Source organism: Deinococcus aerolatus, assembly GCF_014647055.1.
GTDB lineage: Bacteria > Deinococcota > Deinococci > Deinococcales > Deinococcaceae > Deinococcus > Deinococcus aerolatus.
In genome coordinates, this window is the sequence record NZ_BMOL01000007.1 from 155,035 (window position 1) to 178,331 (window position 23,297).

18 protein-coding genes are annotated in these 23,297 nt (G+C 68.7%); 12 read left to right on the forward strand and 6 right to left on the reverse strand.

Features of this window, described 5'->3' with window-relative positions; all coding sequences use genetic code 11:
• The first annotated feature begins 11 nt into the window (after positions 1 to 11).
• The 3 genes from IEY31_RS09455 (at position 12) to IEY31_RS09465 (ending at position 3,696) form a co-directional block, all read left to right on the forward strand.
• On the forward strand, positions 12 to 1,322 hold the full coding sequence (locus tag IEY31_RS09455; protein WP_188971250.1) for a PLP-dependent aminotransferase family protein: 1,311 nt from the start codon (positions 12 to 14) through the stop codon (positions 1,320 to 1,322).
• 50 nt (positions 1,323 to 1,372) lie between these two features.
• On the forward strand, positions 1,373 to 1,879 hold the full coding sequence (locus IEY31_RS09460) for a MarR family winged helix-turn-helix transcriptional regulator (protein WP_188971252.1): 507 nt from the start codon (positions 1,373 to 1,375) through the stop codon (positions 1,877 to 1,879).
• 152 nt (positions 1,880 to 2,031) lie between these two features.
• Complete coding sequence (locus IEY31_RS09465; protein ID WP_188971267.1) at positions 2,032 to 3,696, forward strand: VOC family protein; 1,665 nt, start codon at positions 2,032 to 2,034, stop codon at positions 3,694 to 3,696.
• Between the two features lie 16 nt (positions 3,697 to 3,712).
• Here IEY31_RS09465 and IEY31_RS09470 read toward each other — a convergent pair whose 3' ends face one another.
• Positions 3,713 to 4,408 carry a DUF2259 domain-containing protein gene (locus tag IEY31_RS09470; protein WP_188971269.1) on the reverse strand — a complete coding sequence of 232 codons (696 nt, stop codon included), beginning with the start codon at positions 4,406 to 4,408 and terminating at the stop codon, positions 3,713 to 3,715.
• A gap of 172 nt (positions 4,409 to 4,580) precedes the next feature.
• Between IEY31_RS09470 and IEY31_RS09475 the strand changes: the two genes are divergently transcribed.
• The gene (locus tag IEY31_RS09475; RefSeq protein ID WP_188971271.1) at positions 4,581 to 6,509 is read left to right on the forward strand and encodes a heavy metal translocating P-type ATPase; all 1,929 of its coding nucleotides are present in this window, start codon (positions 4,581 to 4,583) and stop codon (positions 6,507 to 6,509) included.
• Between the two features lie 69 nt (positions 6,510 to 6,578).
• On the opposite strand, the gene IEY31_RS09480 is transcribed toward IEY31_RS09475, so the two are convergent.
• Complete coding sequence (locus tag IEY31_RS09480) at positions 6,579 to 8,525, reverse strand: N-acetylmuramoyl-L-alanine amidase family protein (protein WP_188971273.1); 1,947 nt, start codon at positions 8,523 to 8,525, stop codon at positions 6,579 to 6,581.
• A gap of 77 nt (positions 8,526 to 8,602) precedes the next feature.
• Between IEY31_RS09480 and IEY31_RS09485 the strand changes: the two genes are divergently transcribed.
• From IEY31_RS09485 to ilvC, 5 genes are all read left to right on the forward strand, one after another.
• Positions 8,603 to 9,745, forward strand: a complete 1,143-nt coding sequence (locus IEY31_RS09485; protein ID WP_188971275.1) for a GTP pyrophosphokinase — start codon at positions 8,603 to 8,605, stop codon at positions 9,743 to 9,745.
• A gap of 285 nt (positions 9,746 to 10,030) precedes the next feature.
• A complete protein-coding gene (locus IEY31_RS09490; protein WP_188971277.1) occupies positions 10,031 to 11,842 on the forward strand; it encodes a DEAD/DEAH box helicase in 1,812 nt (603 codons plus the stop codon).
• Positions 11,843 to 12,190: 348 nt separating this feature from the next.
• Positions 12,191 to 13,900 (forward strand): biosynthetic-type acetolactate synthase large subunit, encoded by a 1,710-nt coding sequence (gene ilvB, locus IEY31_RS09495; protein ID WP_188971361.1) that lies wholly within the window; start codon positions 12,191 to 12,193, stop codon positions 13,898 to 13,900.
• A complete protein-coding gene (gene ilvN / locus IEY31_RS09500) occupies positions 13,897 to 14,505 on the forward strand; it encodes an acetolactate synthase small subunit (protein ID WP_188971285.1) in 609 nt (202 codons plus the stop codon). The genes ilvB and ilvN overlap by 4 nt, the downstream gene beginning before the upstream one ends.
• Positions 14,506 to 14,657: 152 nt before the next feature.
• Complete coding sequence (ilvC, locus tag IEY31_RS09505; protein ID WP_188971287.1) at positions 14,658 to 15,668, forward strand: ketol-acid reductoisomerase; 1,011 nt, start codon at positions 14,658 to 14,660, stop codon at positions 15,666 to 15,668.
• 64 nt (positions 15,669 to 15,732) lie between these two features.
• On the opposite strand, the gene priA is transcribed toward ilvC, so the two are convergent.
• A complete protein-coding gene (gene priA, locus IEY31_RS09510) occupies positions 15,733 to 18,249 on the reverse strand; it encodes a replication restart helicase PriA (RefSeq protein ID WP_373289142.1) in 2,517 nt (838 codons plus the stop codon).
• Between the two features lie 113 nt (positions 18,250 to 18,362).
• Here priA and IEY31_RS09515 point away from each other — a divergent pair, with 113 nt between their 5' ends.
• From IEY31_RS09515 to IEY31_RS09525, 3 genes are all read left to right on the forward strand, one after another.
• Positions 18,363 to 18,596: a hypothetical protein gene (locus IEY31_RS09515; RefSeq protein WP_188971291.1), complete on the forward strand. Its 234-nt coding sequence runs from the start codon at positions 18,363 to 18,365 to the stop codon at positions 18,594 to 18,596.
• Between the two features lie 60 nt (positions 18,597 to 18,656).
• Positions 18,657 to 19,769: a tRNA epoxyqueuosine(34) reductase QueG gene (queG, locus tag IEY31_RS09520; RefSeq protein WP_188971293.1), complete on the forward strand. Its 1,113-nt coding sequence runs from the start codon at positions 18,657 to 18,659 to the stop codon at positions 19,767 to 19,769.
• Positions 19,770 to 19,897: 128 nt separating this feature from the next.
• The gene (locus IEY31_RS09525) at positions 19,898 to 20,719 is read left to right on the forward strand and encodes a glutaminyl-peptide cyclotransferase (RefSeq protein WP_373289144.1); all 822 of its coding nucleotides are present in this window, start codon (positions 19,898 to 19,900) and stop codon (positions 20,717 to 20,719) included.
• Positions 20,720 to 20,722: 3 nt separating this feature from the next.
• Here IEY31_RS09525 and tmk read toward each other — a convergent pair whose 3' ends face one another.
• The 3 genes from tmk to IEY31_RS09540 form a co-directional block, all read right to left on the reverse strand.
• Positions 20,723 to 21,379: a dTMP kinase gene (gene tmk, locus IEY31_RS09530; protein ID WP_188971295.1), complete on the reverse strand. Its 657-nt coding sequence runs from the start codon at positions 21,377 to 21,379 to the stop codon at positions 20,723 to 20,725.
• 3 nt (positions 21,380 to 21,382) lie between these two features.
• Positions 21,383 to 22,168 carry a Nif3-like dinuclear metal center hexameric protein gene (locus tag IEY31_RS09535; protein ID WP_188971297.1) on the reverse strand — a complete coding sequence of 262 codons (786 nt, stop codon included), beginning with the start codon at positions 22,166 to 22,168 and terminating at the stop codon, positions 21,383 to 21,385.
• A 111-nt stretch (positions 22,169 to 22,279) separates the two neighbouring features.
• Complete coding sequence (locus tag IEY31_RS09540; protein WP_188971299.1) at positions 22,280 to 23,224, reverse strand: alpha/beta hydrolase; 945 nt, start codon at positions 23,222 to 23,224, stop codon at positions 22,280 to 22,282.
• Positions 23,225 to 23,297 lie beyond the last annotated feature (73 nt).

The following is a 23,297-nucleotide window of genomic DNA, read 5'->3' on the forward strand; positions in this document are numbered from 1 at the left end:
AACGTACAGGCATGACCCGTGACGGCTCCCCTGTTGGCTCCACCGACGCCCTGGCTGCGGCCCAGACCGCCTACGACGCCATCCGTGCCCGTGGCCTGAAGCTGAACATGCAGCGCGGTCAGCCCTCGGACGCGGACTTTGACCTGTCCAACGGGCTGCTGACCACGTTGGGAGAGGCCGATCTGAGCATGGACGGCATTGACCTGCGCAACTACCCGGGCGGGGTGACAGGCCTGCCCAGCGCGCGGCGTCTGTTCGCCGACTACCTGGACGTGAAGCCGGAAAACATGATCGTGTGGAACAACGCCTCGCTGGAACTGCAGGGCTTTGTCCTGACCTTCGCGCTGCTGCACGGCATGCGAAACAGCGCCCAGCCCTGGGTGAAGGGAGACACCAAACCCAGATTCATCGTGACCGTTCCCGGTTATGACCGGCACTTCCTGCTGTTGCAGACGCTGGGCTTTGAGCTGGTGACAGTGGACATGCAGGCCGATGGCCCGGACCTGGACGCCATCGAGCGGCTGGTCAGGGACGACGCGGGGATCAAGGGCGTCCTGTTCGTGCCCACCTACAGCAACCCCGGCGGCGAGACCATCAGCGTCAACAAGGCCCGACGGCTGGCTGCCGTGCAGGCCGCTGCGCCCGATTTCACCATTCTGGCCGACGATGCCTACCGCGTCCATCACCTGGGCACGCCTGCCGAGACCGTCAACTTCGTGACCCTGTGCCGCGACGCGGGCCACCCCGACCGGGCCTTCGTGTTTGCCAGCACCAGCAAGATCACGCTGGCGGGGGCGGGCCTGGGATTCGTGGCCACCAGCGAGGACAACGTCCGCTGGATGTCCCGGTACCTGAATGCCCAGAGCATCGGCCCCAACAAGCCCGAGCAGGCGCGGCACGTCAAGTTCCTGGGCAGCTACCCCGGCGGCATCGAGGGGCTGATGCGAGATCACGCCGCCCTGATTGCGCCGAAGTTCCGCGCGGTGGACGAGACCCTGCGCGCCGAACTGGGCGAGAACGGCGAATTCGCCACCTGGGCCAGCCCGCAGGGCGGCTACTTCATCAGCCTGGACACCGCCGCCCCCGTCGCCGCCCGCGTGGTGGAGCTGGCCGACGCGGCGGGCGTGAGCCTGACCCCCGCCGGGGCCACCTACCCGGACGGCAAGGACCCCGGCAACCGCAACATCCGGCTGGCGCCCACCCGTCCGCCGATCGGCGAGGTCTACACCGCCATGGGGGCCGTCGCCGCGTGCATCCGGCTGGCCACCGAGGAGCACCGCGCCAGGCAGGGTCAGCAGGCAGGAGGGCAGGTCCGCTCCTGAACCGTCCCCTGGCTTGATTTCGGTCCGGCGCGTGGGTCAGGATGCCTGCCATGCCCAACCGCTTTTCAGGCAAGGCCGCCGAACGCGACGCGCTGGACGCCTACATCAAACTCTGGCGGGCGGCGCATGCCGTCGAGGCCGCCGCCAACCGACACCTGGGTGACCATGGCCTGACCCTCAGCCAGTTCGCGGTGCTTGAGGCCCTGTTCCACCTGGGACCGCTGAGCCAGCGCCAGCTGGCCGACAAGATTCTGCGTTCCAGCGGCAACCTGACCATGGTGATCGACAACCTGGAGCGCGACGGACAGGTCAGCCGCGAGCGCAATCCCGCCGACCGCCGCGCCTTTCAGATCTGCCTGACCCCGGAGGGGCGCGCCCTGATCGAGCGCATTCTGCCGGGCCACGTGCAGGGCATCCAGGCGCTGTTCGGCGTGCTAGACCCGGACGAGTTGCAGCAGCTCAGCAGCCTGACCCGCAAGCTGGGCATCGAGGCCCAGCGTGTGGACGCCCAGCGCACGGGCGGCGGCCCACAATCGTCCCGCCGGGGCAAAGTTTAGGCCGTGTCAAAGGGCCAGACAGCGTCCTGGACTCAGGCACGGTCCGCGCTGCCTCGCTGACTCGGTAGGAAAGTCAGAGTAGGCCTCATCTCCCCTCGGAATACGTCAAAATTCAGCTTGCAAATCGTTTAACGTTAATCTATTGTGGGGCCATGACTTCCTCCTCTTCCGGCCAGATTTCCCCGGTGCAGGGCCTGCACCATGTCACCGTGATGGCGAGCGATCCGCAGCGCAACATCGACTTCTATACCCGCGTGCTGGGACAGCGTATGGTCAAGGTCACGGTCAATTTCGACGATCCCGGCACCTACCACCTGTACTACGGAGACCGTACCGGACAGCCCGGCACGGTCATGACCCACTTTCCCTGGCCGGGCGCGGCGCGCGGCGTGCGCGGCAACGGCGAGGTGGTCGCGACGGCCTACAGCGCCCCCGCCTCGTCTTACGATTTCTGGCTGGGCCACCTGACCGCGCAGGGACTGGAGGTGCGCGGCGGCCAGCGCTTTGGGCAAAAGGTGCTGACCGTAGATGATCCGGACGGCACATGGGTGGAACTGGTGTTCGGGGACGGCGCGCCTGTCGAGAACTGGGCCGGCTCGCCGGTGCCGCACGAACACGCGCTGCGCGGCTTTCACTCGGTCACCGGCTGGGGCGGGGACACCGGGGCCGTGCGCGAGCTGCTGGTGAGTCAGCTGGGCTTTACAGAAGTGGGGACCGAGGATGATGCCGAGGGCCAGCGCACCCGTTTCCGGGGCAGCGGCGATGACGACGGTGGTGCGGGCGTGGGCCTGTTCGTGGACGTGGTGGAACGGCCCGGTGGGGCACGCGGCTCCTTCGGGGCCGGCAGCGTGCACCACGTCGCGCTGCGGACCCGCGACGACGACCAGCAGGCCGCGTACCTGGGCCAGCTGACGGCGGCGGGCTTCCGGCCCACGCCCGTGCAGGACCGCCAGTACTTCCACAGCATCTACTTCCGTGAGAGCAACGGCATCCTGTTCGAGATCGCAACCGACGCCCCAGGGTTCCCTGACGACGAGCCGGTGGACGAGTTGGGCCGGCACCTCAAGCTGCCCGCATGGTACGAGGCCCGCCGCCCCACCATTGAGGCGCACCTGCCGCGCATTGTCAGTCCCGAATATGGCGTGACGCTGGGCACGCGGGTGCTGGACCACACCCCCGTGGCCCGGGAGGAGCCGGCCGCCCCGGGCATTCAGGTGTTCACTGCCGGACGGCCACTGGGCGAGGCGCGGGTGGCGGCCATCCTGCTGCACGGACGGGGTGGTACAGCGCAGGACATCCTGTCGCTGGAGGCGGACCTGAACCTGAGTGCCTTTTCCTACCTGGCCCCGCAGGCCAACGGGAACAGCTGGTACCCGCAGTCGTTCCTGGCCCCGGTGGAGCAGAATCAACCCCATCTGGACGCCGCTCTGGCGACGGTGGACGCCCTGCTGGCCGAACTGGAGACACAGGGCATCCCGCCGCAGAACGTGGTGCTGGGCGGCTTCAGCCAGGGGGCCTGCTTGGCGCTGGAATACGTCAGCCGCAGTCGGGCGCGGCTGGGCGGCGTGGTGGCCCTGAGCGGCGCGCTGATCACGCTGGAGGACACCGGTGATCTGGGTGGCCTGCCCGTGTTCATGGGCGTGGCCCCGGACGACGCGCACATTCCGCTGAAGCGTTTTGAGGCCAGTGCCGACGCCCTGCGCTCACGCGGCGCAGCGGTGGACGCCCGCGTGTTTCCGGGCCTGGGCCACGCCATCAACGCCGAGGAACTCGACGCCATGCGGGCGCTGATGCAGGCGATCACGGCGCAGGCGTAAAGCCTCAAACGGGTCTTCAGCGCAGCGTTGCCGCGATGAAGACCGGGGTGGCGTCCGGCCCCTCGAAGCCCGGGCCGTAGGCGCGCACGGTGACCAGCACGCGGTTGCCGCGCACGTCCACCCGCTCCAGCGCGTACCGGGCCGCGCAAGTGCGGTCCGCAGGCAGGCTGAGGTCACGGTGGATGGTCTGCGTGTTCACGGTCAGCCTGAACCCCACCGGCACAGCGCCCGGCTCCAGCAGATCGCCATAGGGACAGGTGGAGGGCAGGGCGTACACGTTCAGGGTGATCGGCACCGGAACGGACCACAGCGCCACACTGGTCACGCCGGTCTGCCCCGCGCCCAGGCCGTCACTCCACTGTGGGAACGGCTGAGGGTACACGCGGTTGTACTTTGCGGCCGACACGGCCCCCGGCGTCAGCCCGTAGGCCGACAGGGTAGCCGGGGTGGGCGGCGTGGTCAGCAGGCCCCAGCGCAGCGTATTGGGCAGCTCGTCTCCCGTCTTCTGGCGGCTGTACAGCTGCGCCCCCGTCGCCGTGCTGAACACTTTCAGACTGGCTGTGCCGAAACCCGAGCCATCCCGCTCCCCCGAACTCAGGACCATCACCCGCGCCGAGGTGGTGGAGAAGCGCACCTGATTGACCGGAATGCGCTCGTTCGCGGCGGCAGACGTGACGGTGGCGGCCAGCAGCAACGTCGGCAGTCGTCTCATGACTGAGCGTACACCCTGCGCCACGTCGCAAAGCCGAAGAGGGCCAACGGCGGAAAACAGCGCTCCATCCCGACTTCTCCGGTCAGGATGGAGCGTTGAGTTTGGCGTGGCCAGGGACTAGAATAGCTTATTGAGAATAATTCCTGTTAAGGATTCTCGCTCAGGAGGCTCCATGACCACCCCCAACGCAGCATCACCTGCCCGTTTTGCCGAACCCAGCCGCCCACCGCGCTTTAACCTCTCGCCGCAGCTGCGCTTTGCCGTGGTCATGACCAGCCTGACCCTGCTGGGCCTGCTGGTGGGCGCGGCGGGGCAGTACCTCCTGCAGCAGCCCGCCGTCATGTGGGGCGGCTACCTCGTCGCGTATCTGGCGGGGGGCATTCCCGCCGGGCGCGAGGCGCTGCACAGCCTGTTTGTGGAAAAGAAGCTGGACGTGGATCTGCTGATGGTGCTGGCGGCCCTGGGCGCGGCGAGCATCGGGCAGGCGGCTGACGGAGCGATTCTGCTGTTCCTGTTCTCCCTGAGCAACACCCTGCAGGACTGGGCGATGGGCCGCACCAAGCACGCCATCAGCGCCCTGATGGACCTGAACCCGGCCGGCGCCACCGTACGCCGTGACGGGCGCGAACGCTGGTGCGAACTGGGCGACATCCGCATCGGGGACGTGCTGGTGCTCAAGCCCGGCGAGCGCATCGCCGCCGACGCCCGCGTGACGCGCGGACAGACCGCCGTGGACGAGTCGCCCATCACCGGGGAGAGCCTGCCCATCGACAAGGTGGTGGGCGCGGAACTGGCCTCCGGCACCGTCAACCTGAACGGCAGCGTGGAGGCCGAGGTGCTGCGCCCCGCCGGAGACAGCACCCTGGCCCGGCTTGTGGCGCTGATGGAACAGGCACAGACCGCCAAGAGCCGCACCGAGACCGTCACCGAGCGCTGGGAAAGCCCCTACGCGACGGCGGTGCTGGTGCTGGTGCCGCTGGTGTTCGCGCTGCTGCGCTACGGGTTTAGCCTGTCGGTGGACGACTCGTGGTACCGCGCCATGACCTTCATGGTGGTGGCCAGCCCCTGCGCGGTGGTGATCAGTACGCCCGCCGTGATGCTCAGCGCCATGGCGGCGGCGGCGCGCGGCGGCGTGCTGTTCAAGAGCAGCGCGGCGATGGACACCCTGGCCCGCGTGAATACCATCGCCTTCGACAAGACCGGCACGCTGACCCAGGCCAGGATGAAGGTGGCCCGCGTGGTGGCCGACGACGAACCGGGGGCGCTGGCCCTGGCCGCCGGGCTGGAAAGCCACAGCGAACATCCCATCGCGCAGGCGGTGGTAACGCTGGCGCGTGAGCGGGGCGTGCTTCCCGTCCCTGTCCAGGGCGCGCAGGCCGTGCCGGGCATGGGCATTACGGCGGCGCTGGACAGCGGTGAGCTGGCCTGGGCCGGGAACCTCCGCCTGATGACGCGTGAGGGGGCCAGCCTGAGTCCGGCCCAGGACGCCGCCCTGCGCGAGCTGAACGCCGAGGGTAGCAGCACCGTGATCGTGGGCGTGGGCAAGCGCGTGGTGGCCGTGATGGGCGTGTCTGACACGCTGCGCCCCGGCATCGCCGAGGCCATTTCCAGCCTGCGGACGGCGGGCGTGGCGCATCAGGTGATGCTGACCGGGGATAAGGCGGAAGTGGCCCAGGCCGTGGCCGCCCAGATCGGCCTGACCGAGTACCGCGCCGAACTGCTGCCCCAGGACAAGTTGCGCATCATGGGCGAGTTGCCCGGCCCGCTGGCCATGGTCGGCGACGGCGTGAACGACGCCCCGGCACTGGCCCGCGCCGACCTGGGGATTGCCGTGGCCAGCGGCACCGACGTCGCCATCGAAAGCGCCGACGTGGTGTTGATGAAAAATGATCTGGGCAAGCTGGCCGGGGCAGTACGGCTGGCCAAGGACGCCCGGCGCACCGTGTTCCTGAACCTGGCCTTTGCCTTCGGGGTCATTCTGATCATCGCGCCGCTGGCGGTGGCCGGGCACATTCCGCTGCCGCTGGGTGTCATCGCGCACGAGGGCGGCACCGTATTTGTGGTGTTCATGGGGCTGCGCCTGCTGGGGCACCGGCTGTAAGACCCCCGGCCACCCCAGGTGGCCCTGTCCGCCGTGGAGAGGGCCTGTTTGCTGTTGGCTGCCTGCCCCCTATCCTGCGGCTTTCCCCACCTGCCCGGCGTAGAACTCCGCAATGCCGGCGGCGATAGCCTGGGCGAAGCGTTCGCGGCCCTCAGGACTGCCCAGCGCCCGCAGGTTGCCCGCGTCGGTCAGGTAGGCGGTTTCCACCAGCAGGCTGATCTGGGTGGTGGGCCGGGTCAGGGCCAGATCCGCGCCGGGTTTGAGGCCCGCGCCCGGCCCCAGGTCCGGCAGCCGGGCGCGCAACTGCCCCAGAATGCTGCCGGCCAGCGCCGCTGCCTGCGGATGGGTGAAGTAGATTTCCGGGCCACGGACGCCGCGCGGGTCACGCCCGTCCGGCAGGGCGTTGGCGTGGATGGACACCAGCAGATCGGACCCGCTGGCCTCGGCGCTCAGGCCGCGTTCGTACAGGCCCACGGTGATGTCGGAGATGCGGGTCAGGTTGACGTTGGCCCCCAGGCTGCGCAGCACCTCGGCGGCGCGCAGGGTGATGGGCAGCATCAGCGCCTTTTCCGGCACGCGCAGGCTGCCCGCCCCGCCGTTCTGGCTGCCGCCGTGCCCGGCATCCAGGGTGATGGTCCGCCCCTCCAGCGGACGCGCCGGGTTCAGCACCGGGGGCCGCCGGACACTCAGCACCAGATCCGGTCCGTCGTAGTTGGCGGTAAAGCCCCAGGCCTGTGTTCCGTTCAGGTTCAGCGCCACCCGCGTCACGCCCAGGGCCAGCGGGCGCACCTCCACGCCGCCCAGCAGTGGGTCCCGGTCCTCCAGCACAGTCAGCGGCTGCGCGAAAGGGCCGTATAGCGTGACGGCCAGCCGGCGGCCCCCCTCCTCCTGCTCCAGCCGGAACGGCAGCCGCACGCCGCCCAGCGGAATCCGGACACGCAGGTCAGCAACAGGGGCAACCGGAATGGGCTCTGCCTCGCGCCTGGGCACAGAGACAGGCCCCAGAGTCACGCCAACAGCCGGCGCAGGAACGGGCGGAATCTCTTCGGGCGGCAGGGTCGGCACCCCTTCGGCAGGCTCCAGCATGGGCGGCCCGGCGGGCAGTTCCGGCAGGGCAGGACGGTCCAGCGTGATGGCCCCGCCGGCTGCCTGTGCGGCGGCGCCGGGGCTTACAATCAGCTGCTCCGCCGTGATCAGGGCGCTCACACCAGGGGCCAGGCGCGCACGCACGTCCCCGCCCTGACGGCCCATCAGCACAAACGTCATGCCGCCGCGCGGGTAGACCAGCGCCCGGCCTTCCAGCGTGGTGACGGCGAGGTTGGACTGGTTCAGGCCCAGCCCCTCCACGCTGCCGGGTTTCTGCGTGCCCAGCCGCGCCCCGCCCCCGGTGCTGAGGCGTCCGGGGGCCACCGCCGTCACGGTTTTGCCATCCTGACCCGTCAGCGTGAAGGTGAAGATGGCCTGCTGAAACTGCGCCGCGGTGGGCACAACGAAGGTGGCGCGGTACGTCCCGGCTGGCCCCTCGCGCATGGGGGCGGGAGCGGCCCGGCCCAGCCGGTAGGCGGCCCGGCCCCCCGGTGAACCCTGGAAACTCAGCTCCACGCTGCGCTCGGCGGGCGAGTCTCCGGCAAGATCCCAGAACTCGCGCACCGCTTTGGGCTGGACGCTCTGCGCGTCAATCACTGTGGGCCGGGCCGCCGCCGCCTGTGCCACGGTGCGGATCACCTTCAGGACAGTCACGCCCGACTGCCCCTCCTGACGGGCCACCAGCCGCAGGTCGTTGATGCCGGGTTTCAGCGGCCACCACTCCATGAACAGGCCGTCCGGCCCAACGTTGACGCTGCGGCCGTCCACGGTCAGGCTCGCGCCGGGGGTGACGCTGCCTTCCAGAATGACGTGACCAAAGGCGACGCGGTGGCCGTTTTCCGGGTAGGCGACGAACACGTCCAGGGCGGCCCGTGCGGCGCAGGCCAGGGAGAGCGCGGCGAGGGCAAGCAGAACGCGGCGGGAACGCATACGCGAAGGTGTAGCACGCGGGCATGAGGCAAAACTTCACGCCGCCGGGGCGCGCCCGACGTATCCTGCGCCCATCCATGACTGATCCCCTGGTCACCACCTACCGGGCGCGCGAGGCTCAGTACGCTGCGCTGCGGGACGCCGCGCTGGCGCACACCACCCGGCTGATCGAGGAAGCGGGGCTGAAGGTTCACAACATCACAGGCCGGCTGAAACGCCCCGAGAGTCTGGCGGACAAGCTGCGCCGCAAGCCGGGGCGCTACCGCAGCCTGGAGGACGTGACCGATCTGGTGGCCGTGCGCGTCATCACCTATTTCGAGTCGGACGTGGCCGCCGTGTCCAGGCTGCTGGAGGCCCACCACGAGGTCAACTGGGAACATTCGGTGGACAAGAGCATGATGCATGACCCGGACCGCTTCGGATACATGGGCGTGCATTACGTGGTGCGGGTGCCGCCGGGACTGGAACAGGTGATGCCGCCCGCCACCGGGGCAGCGCCGCCCATGCCTGATCTGATCCCTGCGGGTCAGCACTACGAGGTACAGATCCGCTCGATTCTCCAGCACGCCTGGGCCGAGATCGAGCATGACCTGGGCTACAAGAACCGCGAGGCCGTCCCGCGCGAGGTTCAGCGCCGCTTCTACCGGCTGGCCGGACTGCTGGAAATGGCCGACGAGGAGTTCATGGCCCTGGACCGGCTGTCGCGCGACTATGCCGCCACCCTGCCCGAGCGCGTCCGGACCGAGCCGGACAGCGTGTTCATTGACGCCCAGAGCATCGGTCACCTGCTGGAAGTCTCGCCGGTGCGCGATCTGGATGAGGCGGTGGCCGACGCGCTGGGCGTGCCGCTGCTGACCCGCTGGCCCGATCCGGAACGGCCCCAGCGCCTTGCCACGCTGCTGCACTACGTCGGCGTGCATTCGGTGGGCGGGCTGCTGGGCGAACTGCGGCGCAACAGGCGCGACATTCTGGACTTCGCCGTCCGCCTGCTGCCGCGTCTGCCACAGGCGTGGCTGCCCGCCGGCGGCGCCCGCCCCGGCACCGGGCTGGTGAATCACGCCCTGCTGCGCGCCTGCGCCAACCCCAGCCTGAGTCCGCAGGAAATCATCAACGCGCTGGACATGTCCGGCATCCTGAGCACGCGCCAGATGGTGGACACCGTGCTGGAAACCTACGCCGAGGTGGCGGGCGAGACCGAGCTTGATCCTCGCCATTCGTAGTAGACCATTCGGAGTGAAACAGGGCCTGGGAGCAGATTGAGCCGAAAGGGCTGATGGGCCCTGGCAGGCTCCGGGCCGCGTCCGTATTCTGTCGCCCAGTCCCCCTTGCACTCCTTCCGCATTTCCTGTATTCTTTTTCTTCGTGCGCTGACCAGGAAGGGCCTGGCAGCCGGAAGGTACCCCCATTTTCAATATCCACGGATATGCTGTTCGGAGCCACGCGCTCGTTGGGACAAAGGCATTTGGTGGTCACTGGGGCAACGTGCTTTCCCGAAAGGACTACAAATGAACTTTGACCAACTGATTGCGCCCGAACTCGCGGCGCGTCTCGCCGAACGTGGAATCACCGAAGCCAGCCCCATCCAGGAAGGCAGCCTGCCCCAGACCCTGGAAGGCCGCGACCTGATTGGCCGCGCCCGCACCGGCACCGGCAAGACCCTGGCCTTCGCCCTGCCGATCATCAGCAAGCTGGAAGGCAGCCGTGAGCGTGGCCGCCTGCCCCGCGCCATCGTGATCACCCCCACCCGTGAGCTGGCCAAGCAGGTGGCCGAGGAATTCTCCAAGACCGGCGTGGACCTGACCACCGTGACCGTCTACGGCGGCGCGGCCTACGCCCCGCAGGAAAACGCGCTGCGCCGCGGCGTCGACGTGATCGTCGGCACTCCTGGTCGCCTGATCGACCACCTGGAGCGCGGCAACATCGACCTGACCGGCATTCAGTTTGCCGTGCTGGACGAGGCCGACGAGATGCTGAGCGTGGGCTTTGCCGAGGCGATCGAGACCATTTTGCAGAACGCTCCTGCTGACCGCCAGACCATGCTGTTCAGCGCGACCATCAGCCCCGAAGTCCGCCGCCTGAGTCAGAAGTACATGACCGATCCCGTGCTGGTGGACATGGTGGGTTCCGGCAAGAACCAGGCCGCGCAGACCGTCGAGCACCTTAAGGTACGCGTGGGCCGCAGCCGCACCCGCGTGCTGGCCGACCTGCTGACCGTCTACAACCCGGAAAAGGCGATTGTCTTCACCCGCACCAAGCGTGAAGCCGATGAACTGGCCAACGAGCTGATTCACCGTGGCCTGGAAGCCGAGGCGCTGCACGGCGACCTGGCGCAGAGCCAGCGGGAGCGTGCCCTGGGCTCGTTCCGCAGCGGCCGCGCCAGCGTGCTGGTGGCGACCGACGTGGCTGCCCGAGGCCTGGACATCCCAGAAGTCGATCTGGTGGTCCAGTACCACCTGCCCCAGGACCCTGACAGCTACATCCACCGTTCGGGCCGCACGGGCCGCGCCGGCCGCACCGGCACCGCCATCATCATGTACGGCGACCGCGAGAACCGCGAGATGTCCGGCCTGGAGCGCGTGACCGGCGTGCGGTTCATCGAGCGCACCATTCCCACCCCCGCCGAAGTGGCCGCTGCCAGCGCCCGCGCCGGAGCCGACATGATCCGCAAGGTGGACCCCACCGTGGCCGCCAGCTTCCAGGAACAGGCCGAGATGCTGTTCAACGAACTGGGTCTGGACGCCCTGGCCCGCGCCCTGGCCAAGATCAGCGGCGTGACCGAGCCCGCCAAGGCCGCCAGCCTGCTGAGCGGAGAGGAAGGCCTGACCACCATCCTGATCCACGGCGAGCGCCTGAGCGTGGCCCGCACCGTGGCCCTGCTGGCCCGCAACGGCGACGTGGACACCCGCCGTCTGGGCAAGGTACGCCAGTGGCGCGGCGGAACCGTGGCCGACATTCCCAGCGAGTTCCTGGCCAAGCTGATGGCCGCCAATCCCCTGGAAGGCGACATCCAGATCGAAGTGGCCAAGGAACTGCCTGAACTGTTCGAGCAGCCCACCCGTGAGCGCCGTGACGGCGGTTACCAGGGTGGCGGCCGTGGACGCGGCCAGCGCGATGAGGGCGGCTACCGTGGCCAGGGCGGCGGCTACGCCGGACGCAGCAACCAGGGCGGCGGAGGCTACCAGGGCCAGGGCGGAGGCAACCGTGGCGGCGGACAGGGCGGAGGCCAGGGCCGCTGGAGCCGTGACCGTAACGAAGGCGGCAACAGCCAGCCCCGCCGCGAGGACTTCGCCGACCGCGAGTTTGTGAACAACCGCTGAGCGGTAAGGAATAAAAATAAAAGAGCGCCCCTGCCTGATGGCGGGGGCGTTCTACTGCACCGCCGAGAAGTCCGGCGTTCGACAGTCGATTGGCCTGGACCTGTATTTCCCTTATCTAGCCCTCTTGCCTTTCCCCCTCCCCAAACCCGTAAGCTGTACGGCATGAGTGCGAACCTCGTGGTCGTAATTCTCAGCATCGGGGGTTTCCGAGGCTGAGCAACGCGCCATGCCGCACACCCCCGCCCCAGCCGAGGCGGGGGATTTTTTTTAGGAGGCTTTATGGGTAGAGCAGACGGACAGGAACTGGGTGGGCAAGACCTGAACAGCGTTGATTTAAACAGGGGCGAGATGACCGGCGCCAAGGCGCTGTGGGCCACGCTGGCCAACCACGGCATTTCCACCGTGTTCGGCTATCCCGGCGGCGCAATCATGCCGGTGTACGACGCGTTAACCTATTACCCGGAAGTGCGGCATGTGCTGGCACGGCACGAGCAGGGCGCGATCCACGCCGCCGAGGGCTGGGCCAAGGCGACGGGCGAGATCGGCGTGTGCATGGCCACGAGCGGCCCCGGCGCCACCAACCTCGTCACCGGACTGGCCGACGCCATGATGGACAGCGTGCCGCTGCTGGCGATCACCGGCAACGTGGCCCGCCACCTGATGGGCACCGACGCCTTTCAGGAGGCTGACATCACCGGCATCACCCTGCCCGTGACCAAGCACAACTACGTGGTGCGCGACGTGGAGGAACTGCCCCGCATCATCGCCGAGGCCATCCGCATTGCCCGCACCGGCAGGCCCGGCCCGGTGCTGGTGGACATTCCCAAGGACGTGCAGATGGCCGCCTACGCAGGCGAGATTCCCACGCCGCACGCCCGCCCGGAGATTCCCGCCCCGACCGACGAGTCCATTGGGCGGGCGCTGGAGCTGCTCAGGACGGCCAAAAAGCCTGTGATCATGGCCGGGGGCGGTTCACTGGACGCGTCGGCCGAGATCACCGCGCTGGCCCGCGCCTGGGACATCCCGGTGATCACCACGCTGATGGGCCTGGGGGCCTTTCCCGCCAGCGATCCGCTGTGGCTGGGCATGCCGGGCATGCACGGCAGCGTGGCCGCCAACCGCGCCATCAGCGAGGCCGACGTGCTGCTGGGCATCGGTCTGCGCTTCGACGACCGCGTGACCGGGCGGGTCAACGGCTTCGCGCCCAACGCCGCCATCATCCACATCGAGCTGGACGCCGCCGAGATCGGCAAGATCATCCGCACCCATGTCCCGGTGCGCGGGGACGCGAAAGTAGCCGCCGCCAGGCTGACCGAGGGAGCCGTGAAGGGCGTCTGGCCCGAATGGACCGCGCAGATCACCGAATGGAAGGGCCGCAACGAGACGCCAGAACACTGGGGCGCAGGCTACGCGGTCAAGGCCGTGGTGGACCGCCTGACCCCCGATGACATCCTGAGCAGCGACGTGGGGCAGCACCAGATGCTGGCCGCGCAGCTTGCGCGCTTTGAGAGGCCCCGGCGCTGGCTCAACTCTGGCGGGCTGGGCACCATGGGCTTTGGCTTCCCGGCGGCCATCGGCGCGGGCATGGCTGAACCCGGCGTCCGCAGCGTGGTCATCGCGGGCGACGGCGGCTTCCAGATGACGGCGCAGGAACTGGCGACGCTGAAGATGTACGACATCCGCAACGTCAAGATCTGCATCATCAACAATTCGTACCTGGGCATGGTGCGGCAGTGGCAGGAGATGTTCCACGGCAAGCGCTACTCGGAAGTGTGGCTGGGCGACAGCAACCCCGACTTCCTGAAACTGGCCGACGCCTACGACGTGCCGGGCTACCGCGCGTCCAGCGCCGAGGAACTGCCCGCCGCGATTGACGCGTGGCTGGCCGACCCCAAATCCGCCCTGCTGGAAGTGGTGGTGCCGCACGAACACGGTGTCTTCCCGATGGTGCCTGCGGGGGCCGCGCTGTACGAGATGATCGAATCCGATCCCGGGCGGGCCGTCGAACTGAAAGCCCAACTGGCCGACGCCCCCATGAACGAGGTGAACGACGCATGACCGATCCCGTCCCCTACGATCAACTGCTGTCCATCCTGGTGCGCGACGAACCGCGCGTGTTGACCCGCATCACGGCGCTGTTCGGGCGGCGCGGCTACAACATCAAGAGCCTGAGCGTGGGCAACACCGAGCACCCCGGCGTCTCGCGCATGACCATCGTGGTCCACGGCGACCGGGGCGTGGTGGAACAGGCCATCCGCCAGCTGGAGAAGCTGCACGACGTGATGAAGATCATCGACCACAGCCTGGAAAAGTATGTGGACCGCGAGCTGGTGCTGGTCAAGGTGGCCATCACGCCCGAGAGCCGCGTGGAGGTGCGCCAGATCGCCGAGGACTTCCGCAGCCGGATTGTGGATGTGGGTCGCCACGCCTTAACCTTTGAAGTCACGGGCGACGAGGGCAAACTGACCGCCTTTATCGAGCAGATGCGCCCCTTCGGCATCCTGGAGACCATGCGGACGGGCCGCATTGCCCTGACGCGCGGCAGCAACGCGGAGATCGCCAGCCACATCTACCATGAGGGCGAGACGCAGACACTGCGCCCCGTGGTCGAGGGTGTGGAAGCGCGTGAGGAACGGGCGCGTGGAGTTCCGAATCTGTTCTAAATGGCGCTTGAATTGACCGGCATGCTGGAGGGGTGCCTCTCAAGTCAGCCCCCCTGTGCAGCTGACTTGCCCTGAGCCAAAGCTGAGGGGAACTGTCTTCCTCCCCTAGCCCACATTCCCCCCCAACCCCTCACCTGTAGGAGAATCCCCCAATGGCTGCAAAAATGTATTACGACCGAGACGTGGACACCGCCCCCATCGAGAACAAACTGATCGCCATCATCGGCTACGGTTCGCAGGCGCACGCGCACGCGCAGAACCTGCGGGACAGCGGCTTTAATGTCGTGGTGGGCCTGCGCGACGGCAGCAGCAGCCGGGCCAAGGCCGAGCAGGCCGGACTGCGCGTCGCCAGCATCGAGGACGCCACCAAGGAAGCTGACGTGGTGATGCTCCTCATCCCCGACGAGAACCAGCCCAAGACCTACACCGAGAGCATCGAGCCGCACCTGACCGACGGCAAGGCGCTGGCCTTCGGCCACGGCTTCAACGTTCACTTCGGGCGCATCAAGCCGCCGGCGGGCGTGGACGTGTTCCTGGTGGCTCCCAAGGGACCTGGCCACATGCTGCGCCGTGTTTATGCCGATGGCGCGGGCATGCCCGGCATCTTCGCCGTGGGGCAGGACGCCACCGGCAACGCACGCTACATTGCGCTGGCCTACGCACGCGGCATCGGCTGCACCCGCGCGGGCGTGCTGGAAACCACCTTCAAGGAAGAAACCGAGACCGACCTGTTCGGCGAGCAGAGCGTGCTGTGCGGCGGCGTGACGCACCTGATCCAGGCGGGCTTCGAGACACTGGTGGACGCCGGGTACCAGCCGGAAATCGCGTACTTTGAGACCCTGCACGAGGTCAAGCTGATCGTCGACCTGATCTACGAGAAGGGCTTCGAGGGCATGCGTCACAGCATCTCCAACACCGCCGAGTTTGGCGACTACGTGACCGGGCCGCGCATCATCACGGACGACACCAAGGCCACCATGAAGGACGTGTTGAGCGACATCCAGACCGGCAAGTTCGCCCAGCGTTTCATCGACGACGCCGAGAGCGGGTTCCCCTACATGAACGAGCAGCGCAGCAAGATGCGCGACCACAAGCTGGAAACTGTGGGCAAGGAACTGCGCGACATGATGCCCTTCATCAGCAAGAAAGAGCTGGAAGTCTAGGCTTCCGGCGGTTCAAGGATGACCCTCTCCTGTCTGGAGGGGGTTTTTTCTGCTTCTCCGGTGCCTACAGCCCACCGCGTGGGTTCACGTCCACCCGCACCCGCGCCTTCCACGTCCGGGTGTCCAGCACCTTGAGCAACTCGGCCAGCCGGGCGTCGTTGCGGGCGCGCAGGAACAGGTGGTACGGGTACACGCCGCGCAAGCGGGCCACCGGACTGGGCGCGGGACCCAGCACTTCCTGGGCGGTGGCCCCCGCACCGTGCAACGCCTCGGCCAGTTCCTGGGCGGCCAGCTGCGCCCGGCTGGCCTCGCGGGCGGTGATTTCCACCTGGGCCAGCCGGGCGTGGGGGGGGTAGCCCAGCTCCTTGCGGGCGCGTTCCTCGGCCGCCGGGTAGGCCAGGGTGTCGCGGCCCTCGGCCAGCACCCTCAGGGCAGGGTGATCGGCCTGGAAGGTCTGCACCACCAGCAGCGGAGCGCGGGCCGGGTGCCATTCGACCAGTTGCCGCAGCAGCCGGTGGTAGCGCTCGGAGGCGCGGAAGTCCGAGACGTTCAGCCAGGTGTCGGCCAGCGTGACCGCCACCAGCGCCAGATTCGGCGGCGCGTCGTGCGACAGCAGCAGCTGCGTGCCCACCAGCACCCCCGCGTCCCCGGCCTGCAGCCGGGCAAGGGAATCCTGCTGGTCGCGGTCCATGCGGTAGACCGGCATTCCCGGCAGCAGCCGGCCCACCTCCTGCGCGATCCACTCGGTGCCGGGGCCGCGCGCCTTCCACATCTGCTCGCCGCAGTTGTCGCAGCGGTCCGGCATGGCCTCGTGGTAGCCGCACTGGTGGCAGGTCATCTGGCGGGTGGCCTGATGAAAGCGCAGCGGCACGTCGCAGTTGCGGCACTGCGGGGTGTGTTCACAGCCCGGACAGCGCAGCAGCGCCGAATACCCGCGCCGGGGGGCCAGCAGAACGGCCTGCCGCCCGCGCTCCTGCACCTGCCGCAGCAGCCGGGCCAGATCATGGCTGATCGGGTAGCCCATATCCCCGATGCCCAGGTGGGCGCCGCTCAGGGGACCCAGGGTGACCTGCTCCGGGGGCGTGGCATAATCCACGACATGCACGCGGGCACGCGGGGGCGGCAGCACCGCGCCGGGCCACGGCACGCTCTCGGCGGCGGGGGTGGCCCCCAGAGCGCCCAAAGGGATGTCATGGGCGGCGGCCACCCGCGCGGCAATGTCGGGCACAAAGGCCCGCGAACCGGAAAGGAGCTTGTGGGCGTCGCTGCCTTCCTCCAGCACCACGATCAGGGCGAGGTCTTGCAGCGGCGCGGCCAGGGCGTGGGCGCTGCCGATCACCAGGCGCGCCGCGCCGCTGCGGACCAGTTCCCAGGTGTGGGCGCGCTGGGTTTCATTCAGTTGCCCGCTGAGTTGCGCGGCGCGCGTTCCAGCGTGTGCGGCCAGCCCGGACAGGCCCTCCCAGGCGCGGCGCAGGGTGGCGTGATCGGGGGCAAGGACCAGCACGCTGCGGCCCTGCCCCAGCAGCCGCAGCACACGCGGCGCAAGGGTGCGGAAGCGTGAGGCCGCCCGCCCGCCGTGCAGCCGCCACAGCGGGGCCTCGGGCAGGCGGTCCGGGAGGGCCGTATTGGCGTCGGCGGGAACCGTCTCGGGCAGCGCGGGCGGCGGCGCAAGCACCTGCACGGTGTCGGCCCAGCCGCGGGCCAGTAGCGTTCCGGCGACGGTGGGGGTCAGGGGCGTGCCATCTGTGCTTGCGCCGTTGGCCCAGGCACTCAGGGTGTCCTGCGGTCCCGCCTCCCGTAACCATGCCCAGGCGGGAGGCGGTGGGGCGGCCTCCTGGACGTACTGCGCGCCTCCCGCATTCAGCACCCCGGTCACGACGCCCGTACTGACTCCCGCTGCTTTTGCCCAGCCGCTCAATGAATCCTGTGGGCCGTGCTCGCCCAGCCAGGCGTGGGCGTGGGTCTGCCGGGGGGTCAGGGGAGCCGGGGCAGGCCTCACGGCCCGCAGTACCGTCACGGCGCGGGCGACGGCGGGGACGTCGGCCAGTTCGCGGGCGCGGACCACCCCCCTGGTGCGGGGTCGCACCTCGAAGCGTTCTTCCAACAGCCCCTGCTCCCGCACGGCGTCCAGCAGGGCCGGGTGAAACGCCCCCGCGTCCGTCCACAGCGCCGTGGGGGTCTTGCGGGCAAAGGCCGTCAGGTCGGCCTCCTCCACCGCACGGACGCTGTGGATGAAGTCCACCGTCCAGCCCACCCCCAGCAGGTCGCCCCAGATCAGCCCGGCGGGAATGCGGGCGTCATGCGCCCAGGCACACACGCCCACCACCGTTTTCGGCCGCACCCAGGGACACGCCGGGGTGTCCAGCACATGCACCGCCTCGCGCAGCCGGTAAGCCCCACGCGGCCCGGTCTGGCCCACCACCAGCCCCACCACCAGCTCGCCTCGCCAGGGCACCAGCACACGGCACCCGGTGGGCACCTCTGCCGTCCAGCCGTGCGGCGCGCTGAAATCCTGCGCTGGCACAGGCAAATTGACCACCACCAGCCAGGATTGCGGGGCAGGAGCAGGCAGCAGAGTCACATCCCGCAGGCTAGCGCAGCGCGGTATTGGGCAACGGTGAGCGGAGGGACTGACCGCCCGCATCCTGAACCCACGCTCAGCAACTCCAGCGGCAACAATGGCGTAATGGGGGCATGAAACTTCCACGCACCCGCACGGTCAAGGGCAACCCCAGACGTTCCGCCTCTACCCTGAGCAAACTGCTGGTCTACGCGCCGATGGCCCTGCAGGTGATCGGCCTGCTACGCCGCAGCCGGAAGGTCAAACGCGGCAAGTACCTCAAGGCGCGCAAGCGGGACCGCGCCCTCGACTTTCTGCTGGGCCAGGCCGAACGTCGGCTGGGCGGCGCGGGGCGCAGGCGGCGCTGAGCGCTGGCCCCGGTCACCACACTCCTTTCTCACACCCGGCGGCGCGGCATACTGGCCCGCATGAGTGCCCCTGCAGAACTGCTTGCCGACCTGGCCCAGAGTCTGGGCGCAGACGCAGTGGGCTGGGCGGCGGCACAGGTGCCTGCCGGGGCGGTGGAGGAATACGCCCGCTGGCTGGACGCTGGACGTCACGCAGGGATGGCCTACCTGGAACGGCAGCTTCCGGCACGGGCCGATCCGTCCTCTCGGCTGGAAGGCGTGGGCAGCGTGCTGGTGCTGGGCGTGTCGCACGCCTTCGAGGACCCGCCCAGACCCCCGGACGGCGTCCGGGTGGGGCGTGTCGCCCGCTACGCCTGGACACCGGACTACCACGATCAGTTGCAGCCCCTTCTGACCCGCCTGGAAACCGAGGCCGCCGCGCTGGGCGTCCGGGCGCGCGGCTACGTGGACCACGGCCCAGTGATGGAACGCCTGTTTGCCTCGGGCGCGTTCCTGGGCTGGCGGGGCAAGTCGGGGATGCTGGTCAGCACGCATCTGGGCGCGTTCGTGACGCTGGCCGTGCTGCTGACGGACCTGCCATTTGGAGGCACGGGCGAGGCCCACCCGGACCGCTGCGGCCGGTGCTTCCGCTGCGTGGCCGCCTGCCCGACGAACGCGATTGGTGGTGACCGCGCCATCGACGCCCGGCGCTGCATCTCGTACCTGACCATCGAACACCGCGGCGCCATTCCATCCGAATTCCGGGAGGGAATAGGCGAGTGGCTGTTCGGCTGCGACGTGTGCAGTGAGGTTTGCCCGTGGTCCCACAGGGCCGGGCCGCTGGCTGAATTGCTGCGGCCACAGCCGGAACTGGCGAACCCCGATTTGGGGGCCTTTTTCGGCATCGGGGAAAGGGAATTCAATCGGCGTTTTGTGGGCACGGCGTTTCTGCGCCCGCGCCGCAAGGGGATGGCCCGCAACGCGCTGACGGTGCTGGGCAACACCCGCGCGCCCGAGGGCTGGCCGCTGCTGCTGGCCGGCATATCAGACCCCGCCCCCGAAGTGCGTGAGGCGGCGGCCTGGGCCCTGGCCCGCTGGGGCGAACTGGACCGGGTCCGCGCCCTGCTGAGTGACCCGGACGAACTGGTGAGCGGCAGTGCGGCCCGTTTGCTGTCCAGTTCCCCAGTTGTCTAGCCCGCCGTCAACAGCATCAAGAATCTTGGGGCAAATGTCAGATACCTGACGCTCGACTTGCCTACCATGACTGTGTGCGCGCCGTCTTCCTGCTTTCCCTGCTTGGCCTCGTGTCCCTGAATACCGGCCTGTCCCAGTCCACGCCTCCCGCCCCCTCGCCCACCCCTGCTCCGGCCGCCGCGCCAGCCACACCGCCTATCCTGACTCCCACCGTCGTCAACCGTTACCCGCATGACCGCGCCGCCTTTACAGAGGGCTTCCAGTACCTCGGCGACGGCACCTACATCGAGAGCACCGGACTGGTGGGTGAGTCCGGCGTGCGGCGGGTGGACCTGAAGACCGGCAAGGTGCTGGGCAAGGTGGCAACGCCACTGGTGACTGCCTTCGGCGAGGGGGTCACGGTGCTGGGCGGCCTGGCGTACCACCTGACGTGGCAGGACGGACTGGCCTTCGCCTTTGACATGGCCACCATGAAAGAGGTGGGGCGTTACCGCTACAGCGGCGAGGGCTGGGGCCTGACCACCAATGGCCGCGACCTGATCATGAGCAACGGCACCCCCACGCTGGTCTGGCGCGATCCCAAAACCTTCGCCGCCACGCGCCGCGTGACCGTCACCGACGGCGGGCAACCGGTCAAGAATCTCAACGAGCTGGAATACGTGCAGGGCAGCATCTACGCCAATATCTGGCTGACCGACCGGATTGCCCGCATCGACCCGCAGAGCGGCAAGGTCACCGCCTGGATCGACGTGGCGGCCCTGACCCGCGAGGCCAGCACCAACGCGGCCAAACTGGGCAGGCCGCTGACCTTCGACGACATTCCCAACGGCATCGCCTACGTGCCAGAGCGCGGCACGCTGCTGCTGACCGGCAAACGCTGGGGCACCGTTTTTGAGGTCAAGGTACCTGGCGTGGGCCTGACCAACGGACGCGCCCAGCCGCGCCGATAAGGCTCAGCGGTCCACGTCCGGAAGGAGTGATTGGACTGCTGCCCAGACTGCGTGTTCCAGCTCAGCCTCGTTCCGGGTGGCGTCCAGAACCATGAAACGGCCCGGCTCTGCCGCTGCCAGCTCCAGAAAGCCCTGCCGCAGGCGCTGATGGAAGGCCAGATCCGCACGCTCCAGTCGGTCTGGCTGGCCACGCCGCGCCGCCCGTTCCAGGCCCAGTTTCGGGTCGAGGTCCAGCAGCACCGTCAGGTGGGGCCACAGCCCGCCTGTCGCCGCTGCCGTGATGCCACGCAGCAGTTCGGCGTCCAGGCCGCGCCCGGCGCCCTGATACGCCAGACTGGAATCGGCGTAGCGATCGCAGACCACCACCTCTCCCCGGCCCAGCGCAGGCCGGATGACGTTGGCGACGAGTTGCGCGCGGCTGGCGCTGTACAGCAGGAATTCGGGCAGCGGGTCGATGGTCAGGTCAGGATCGAGCAGCACCTCCCGGACGCGCGTGCCCAGCGGCGTGCCGCCCGGCTCGCGGGTGACGGTGTGGGGCCGGCCGGCCGACTCCAGCCGCCGCAGCAGTCGGCCGATCTGGGTGCTCTTGCCCGCGCCCTCCGGTCCCTCGAAGGAGACGAAGAGGCTGGAACCAGGGCGGGCCGGGGGCTGCGAAAGCACGGCTTACAGGCCCGTTGGGTGGTGCAGAAACTGCCAGGGCAGCCCGAACTCCTCTTCGATCTTCGCGGCCAGAGCGCGAACGCCAAAGACCTCGGTTTCGTAGTGTCCGGCGAACACCACGTTTACGCCGTATTCGAAAGAGTCGTGGAAGTGCTTGTGTTCCGGCTCGCCGGTCAACAGGGTGTCCAGGCCCATTGCCGCCGCCTCGGCCACCGCGCCTGCGCCGCCGCCGCTGACGATGCCCAGACGTTTGACGGTGGGCTGGCCCCCGCCGTGAACGAGGCAGATCTCGCCGGTCAGTTTCTGCACGCGGTCGGCGAAGTCCTGCAAGGTCTGCTCGAAGGGCAACTCCCCGGCCAGACCGATCTTGTGGCCCGCCCAGTCACCGAAAGGTACGCGGTTTTCCAGCGACAGCGCCCCCGCGATCATGGCGTTGTTGCCGATCTCCGGGTGGGCGTCCAGCGGAATGTGGGCGGCGTACAGATTGAGGTCCGCCGCCAGCGCCGTTTGCAGGCGGGTGCGGTGCGGCCCGGTGACGGCCAGCGGATCGCCCCAGAACAGCCCGTGATGCACCAGCAGAAGGTCCGCGCCGCTATCTGCCGCGTGCTGAAGCGTCTTGGCGCTGGTGTCCACGCTGGCCGCGACACGGGTGATGGTTCCAGTGCCCTCGATCTGAAGGCCGTTCATGCTGGGATCGGGGTAGGCGTCGATTTTAAGGTAGTCGCCCAGCCAGCGCACCAGAGCGTCACGGCTGATTTCAGCGGGCTTGCGGGAAGAGGCATCGGTCATGCGGGCATTGTAGAGGTGGGGGCACGGGGCCAATGCCTCTGCAACCACTGGAAACGAGCGGGCCAGCCCACCCCGCGCTGGAGGAAGGGCTGGCCCGCTCTGCCGCCGGAACTACCCGGCCTGCGTCAGTTCGCGGCCCAACCACGCCGCCGCCCGGTCTATCAGGGCTGCTGCCGCTGGGGACACCCCGGTCATGTTGGCAAAACCGTGAATCATGCCGGGGCCTGGCTGATGTTCGGCGCGGTTGCCCGCCGCCCGCAGCGCCTCGGCGTAGGCGATGCCCTCGTCGCGCAGCGGATCAAATTCAGCCGTCAGCACCAGCGCAGGCGGCAGACGCTGAAGATCGGCGGCGTGTAGGGGGGAAACGTGCGGGTGTGCGCCGTGTTCGGCCTCCGCGAGGTACATCTGACCGAAGAATTTCATGCGCTCCTCAGTCAGGAAGTAGCCCACCGCATTCTCCCGGCGCGAGGGGTAGCGCTCCGTGTTCACGAAATCCGCGGCGGGATAGATCAGCAGTTGCGCGGCAATGGCCGGACCATGCTCGTCGCGGGCACGCTGGGTCACGGCGATGCACAGGCTCGCGCCCGCGCTGTCGCCCGCCAGCGCCAGCCGGGCCGGATTGACGCCCAGTGGGCCAGCGTTCGCGGCAGCCCAGGTGAAAGCGGCGTAGGCATCGTCCACAGGAGCCGGGAACTTGTTTTCGGGGGCCAGGCGGTATTCCACGCTCAGCACGGCACTTTCCGCACCCGCGCACAGCTCGCGGCACACCTGATCGTGCGTCTCGACGCTGTAGGCCACGAAGCCACCGCCGTGGAAGAACACGGTCAGCGGCCAGCCCTGCGCCGGGGCCGCGCCCTGCGGCGTGTACAGCCGGGCGGGCAGCGCCGACGCGGGGCCGGGCAGGGTCAGGTCACGGGTGGAAATGCCAGCAAACGCACGTTTGGGCGTGCGGGCCGAATTGGCGAGCACGGCCTGCCGCATCTCCTCCAGACCACTGGCCTGCGGCGCGGCGGCAAATTGCAACAGGACTTCTTTCAGGGCGGGATCAAGGGGCACGTTGGAACCTCCAGAAGGGAGAGCAGAAACGGTAAAACGGCAACGGGCTGTGAAGGGACCCCCCCCACAGCCC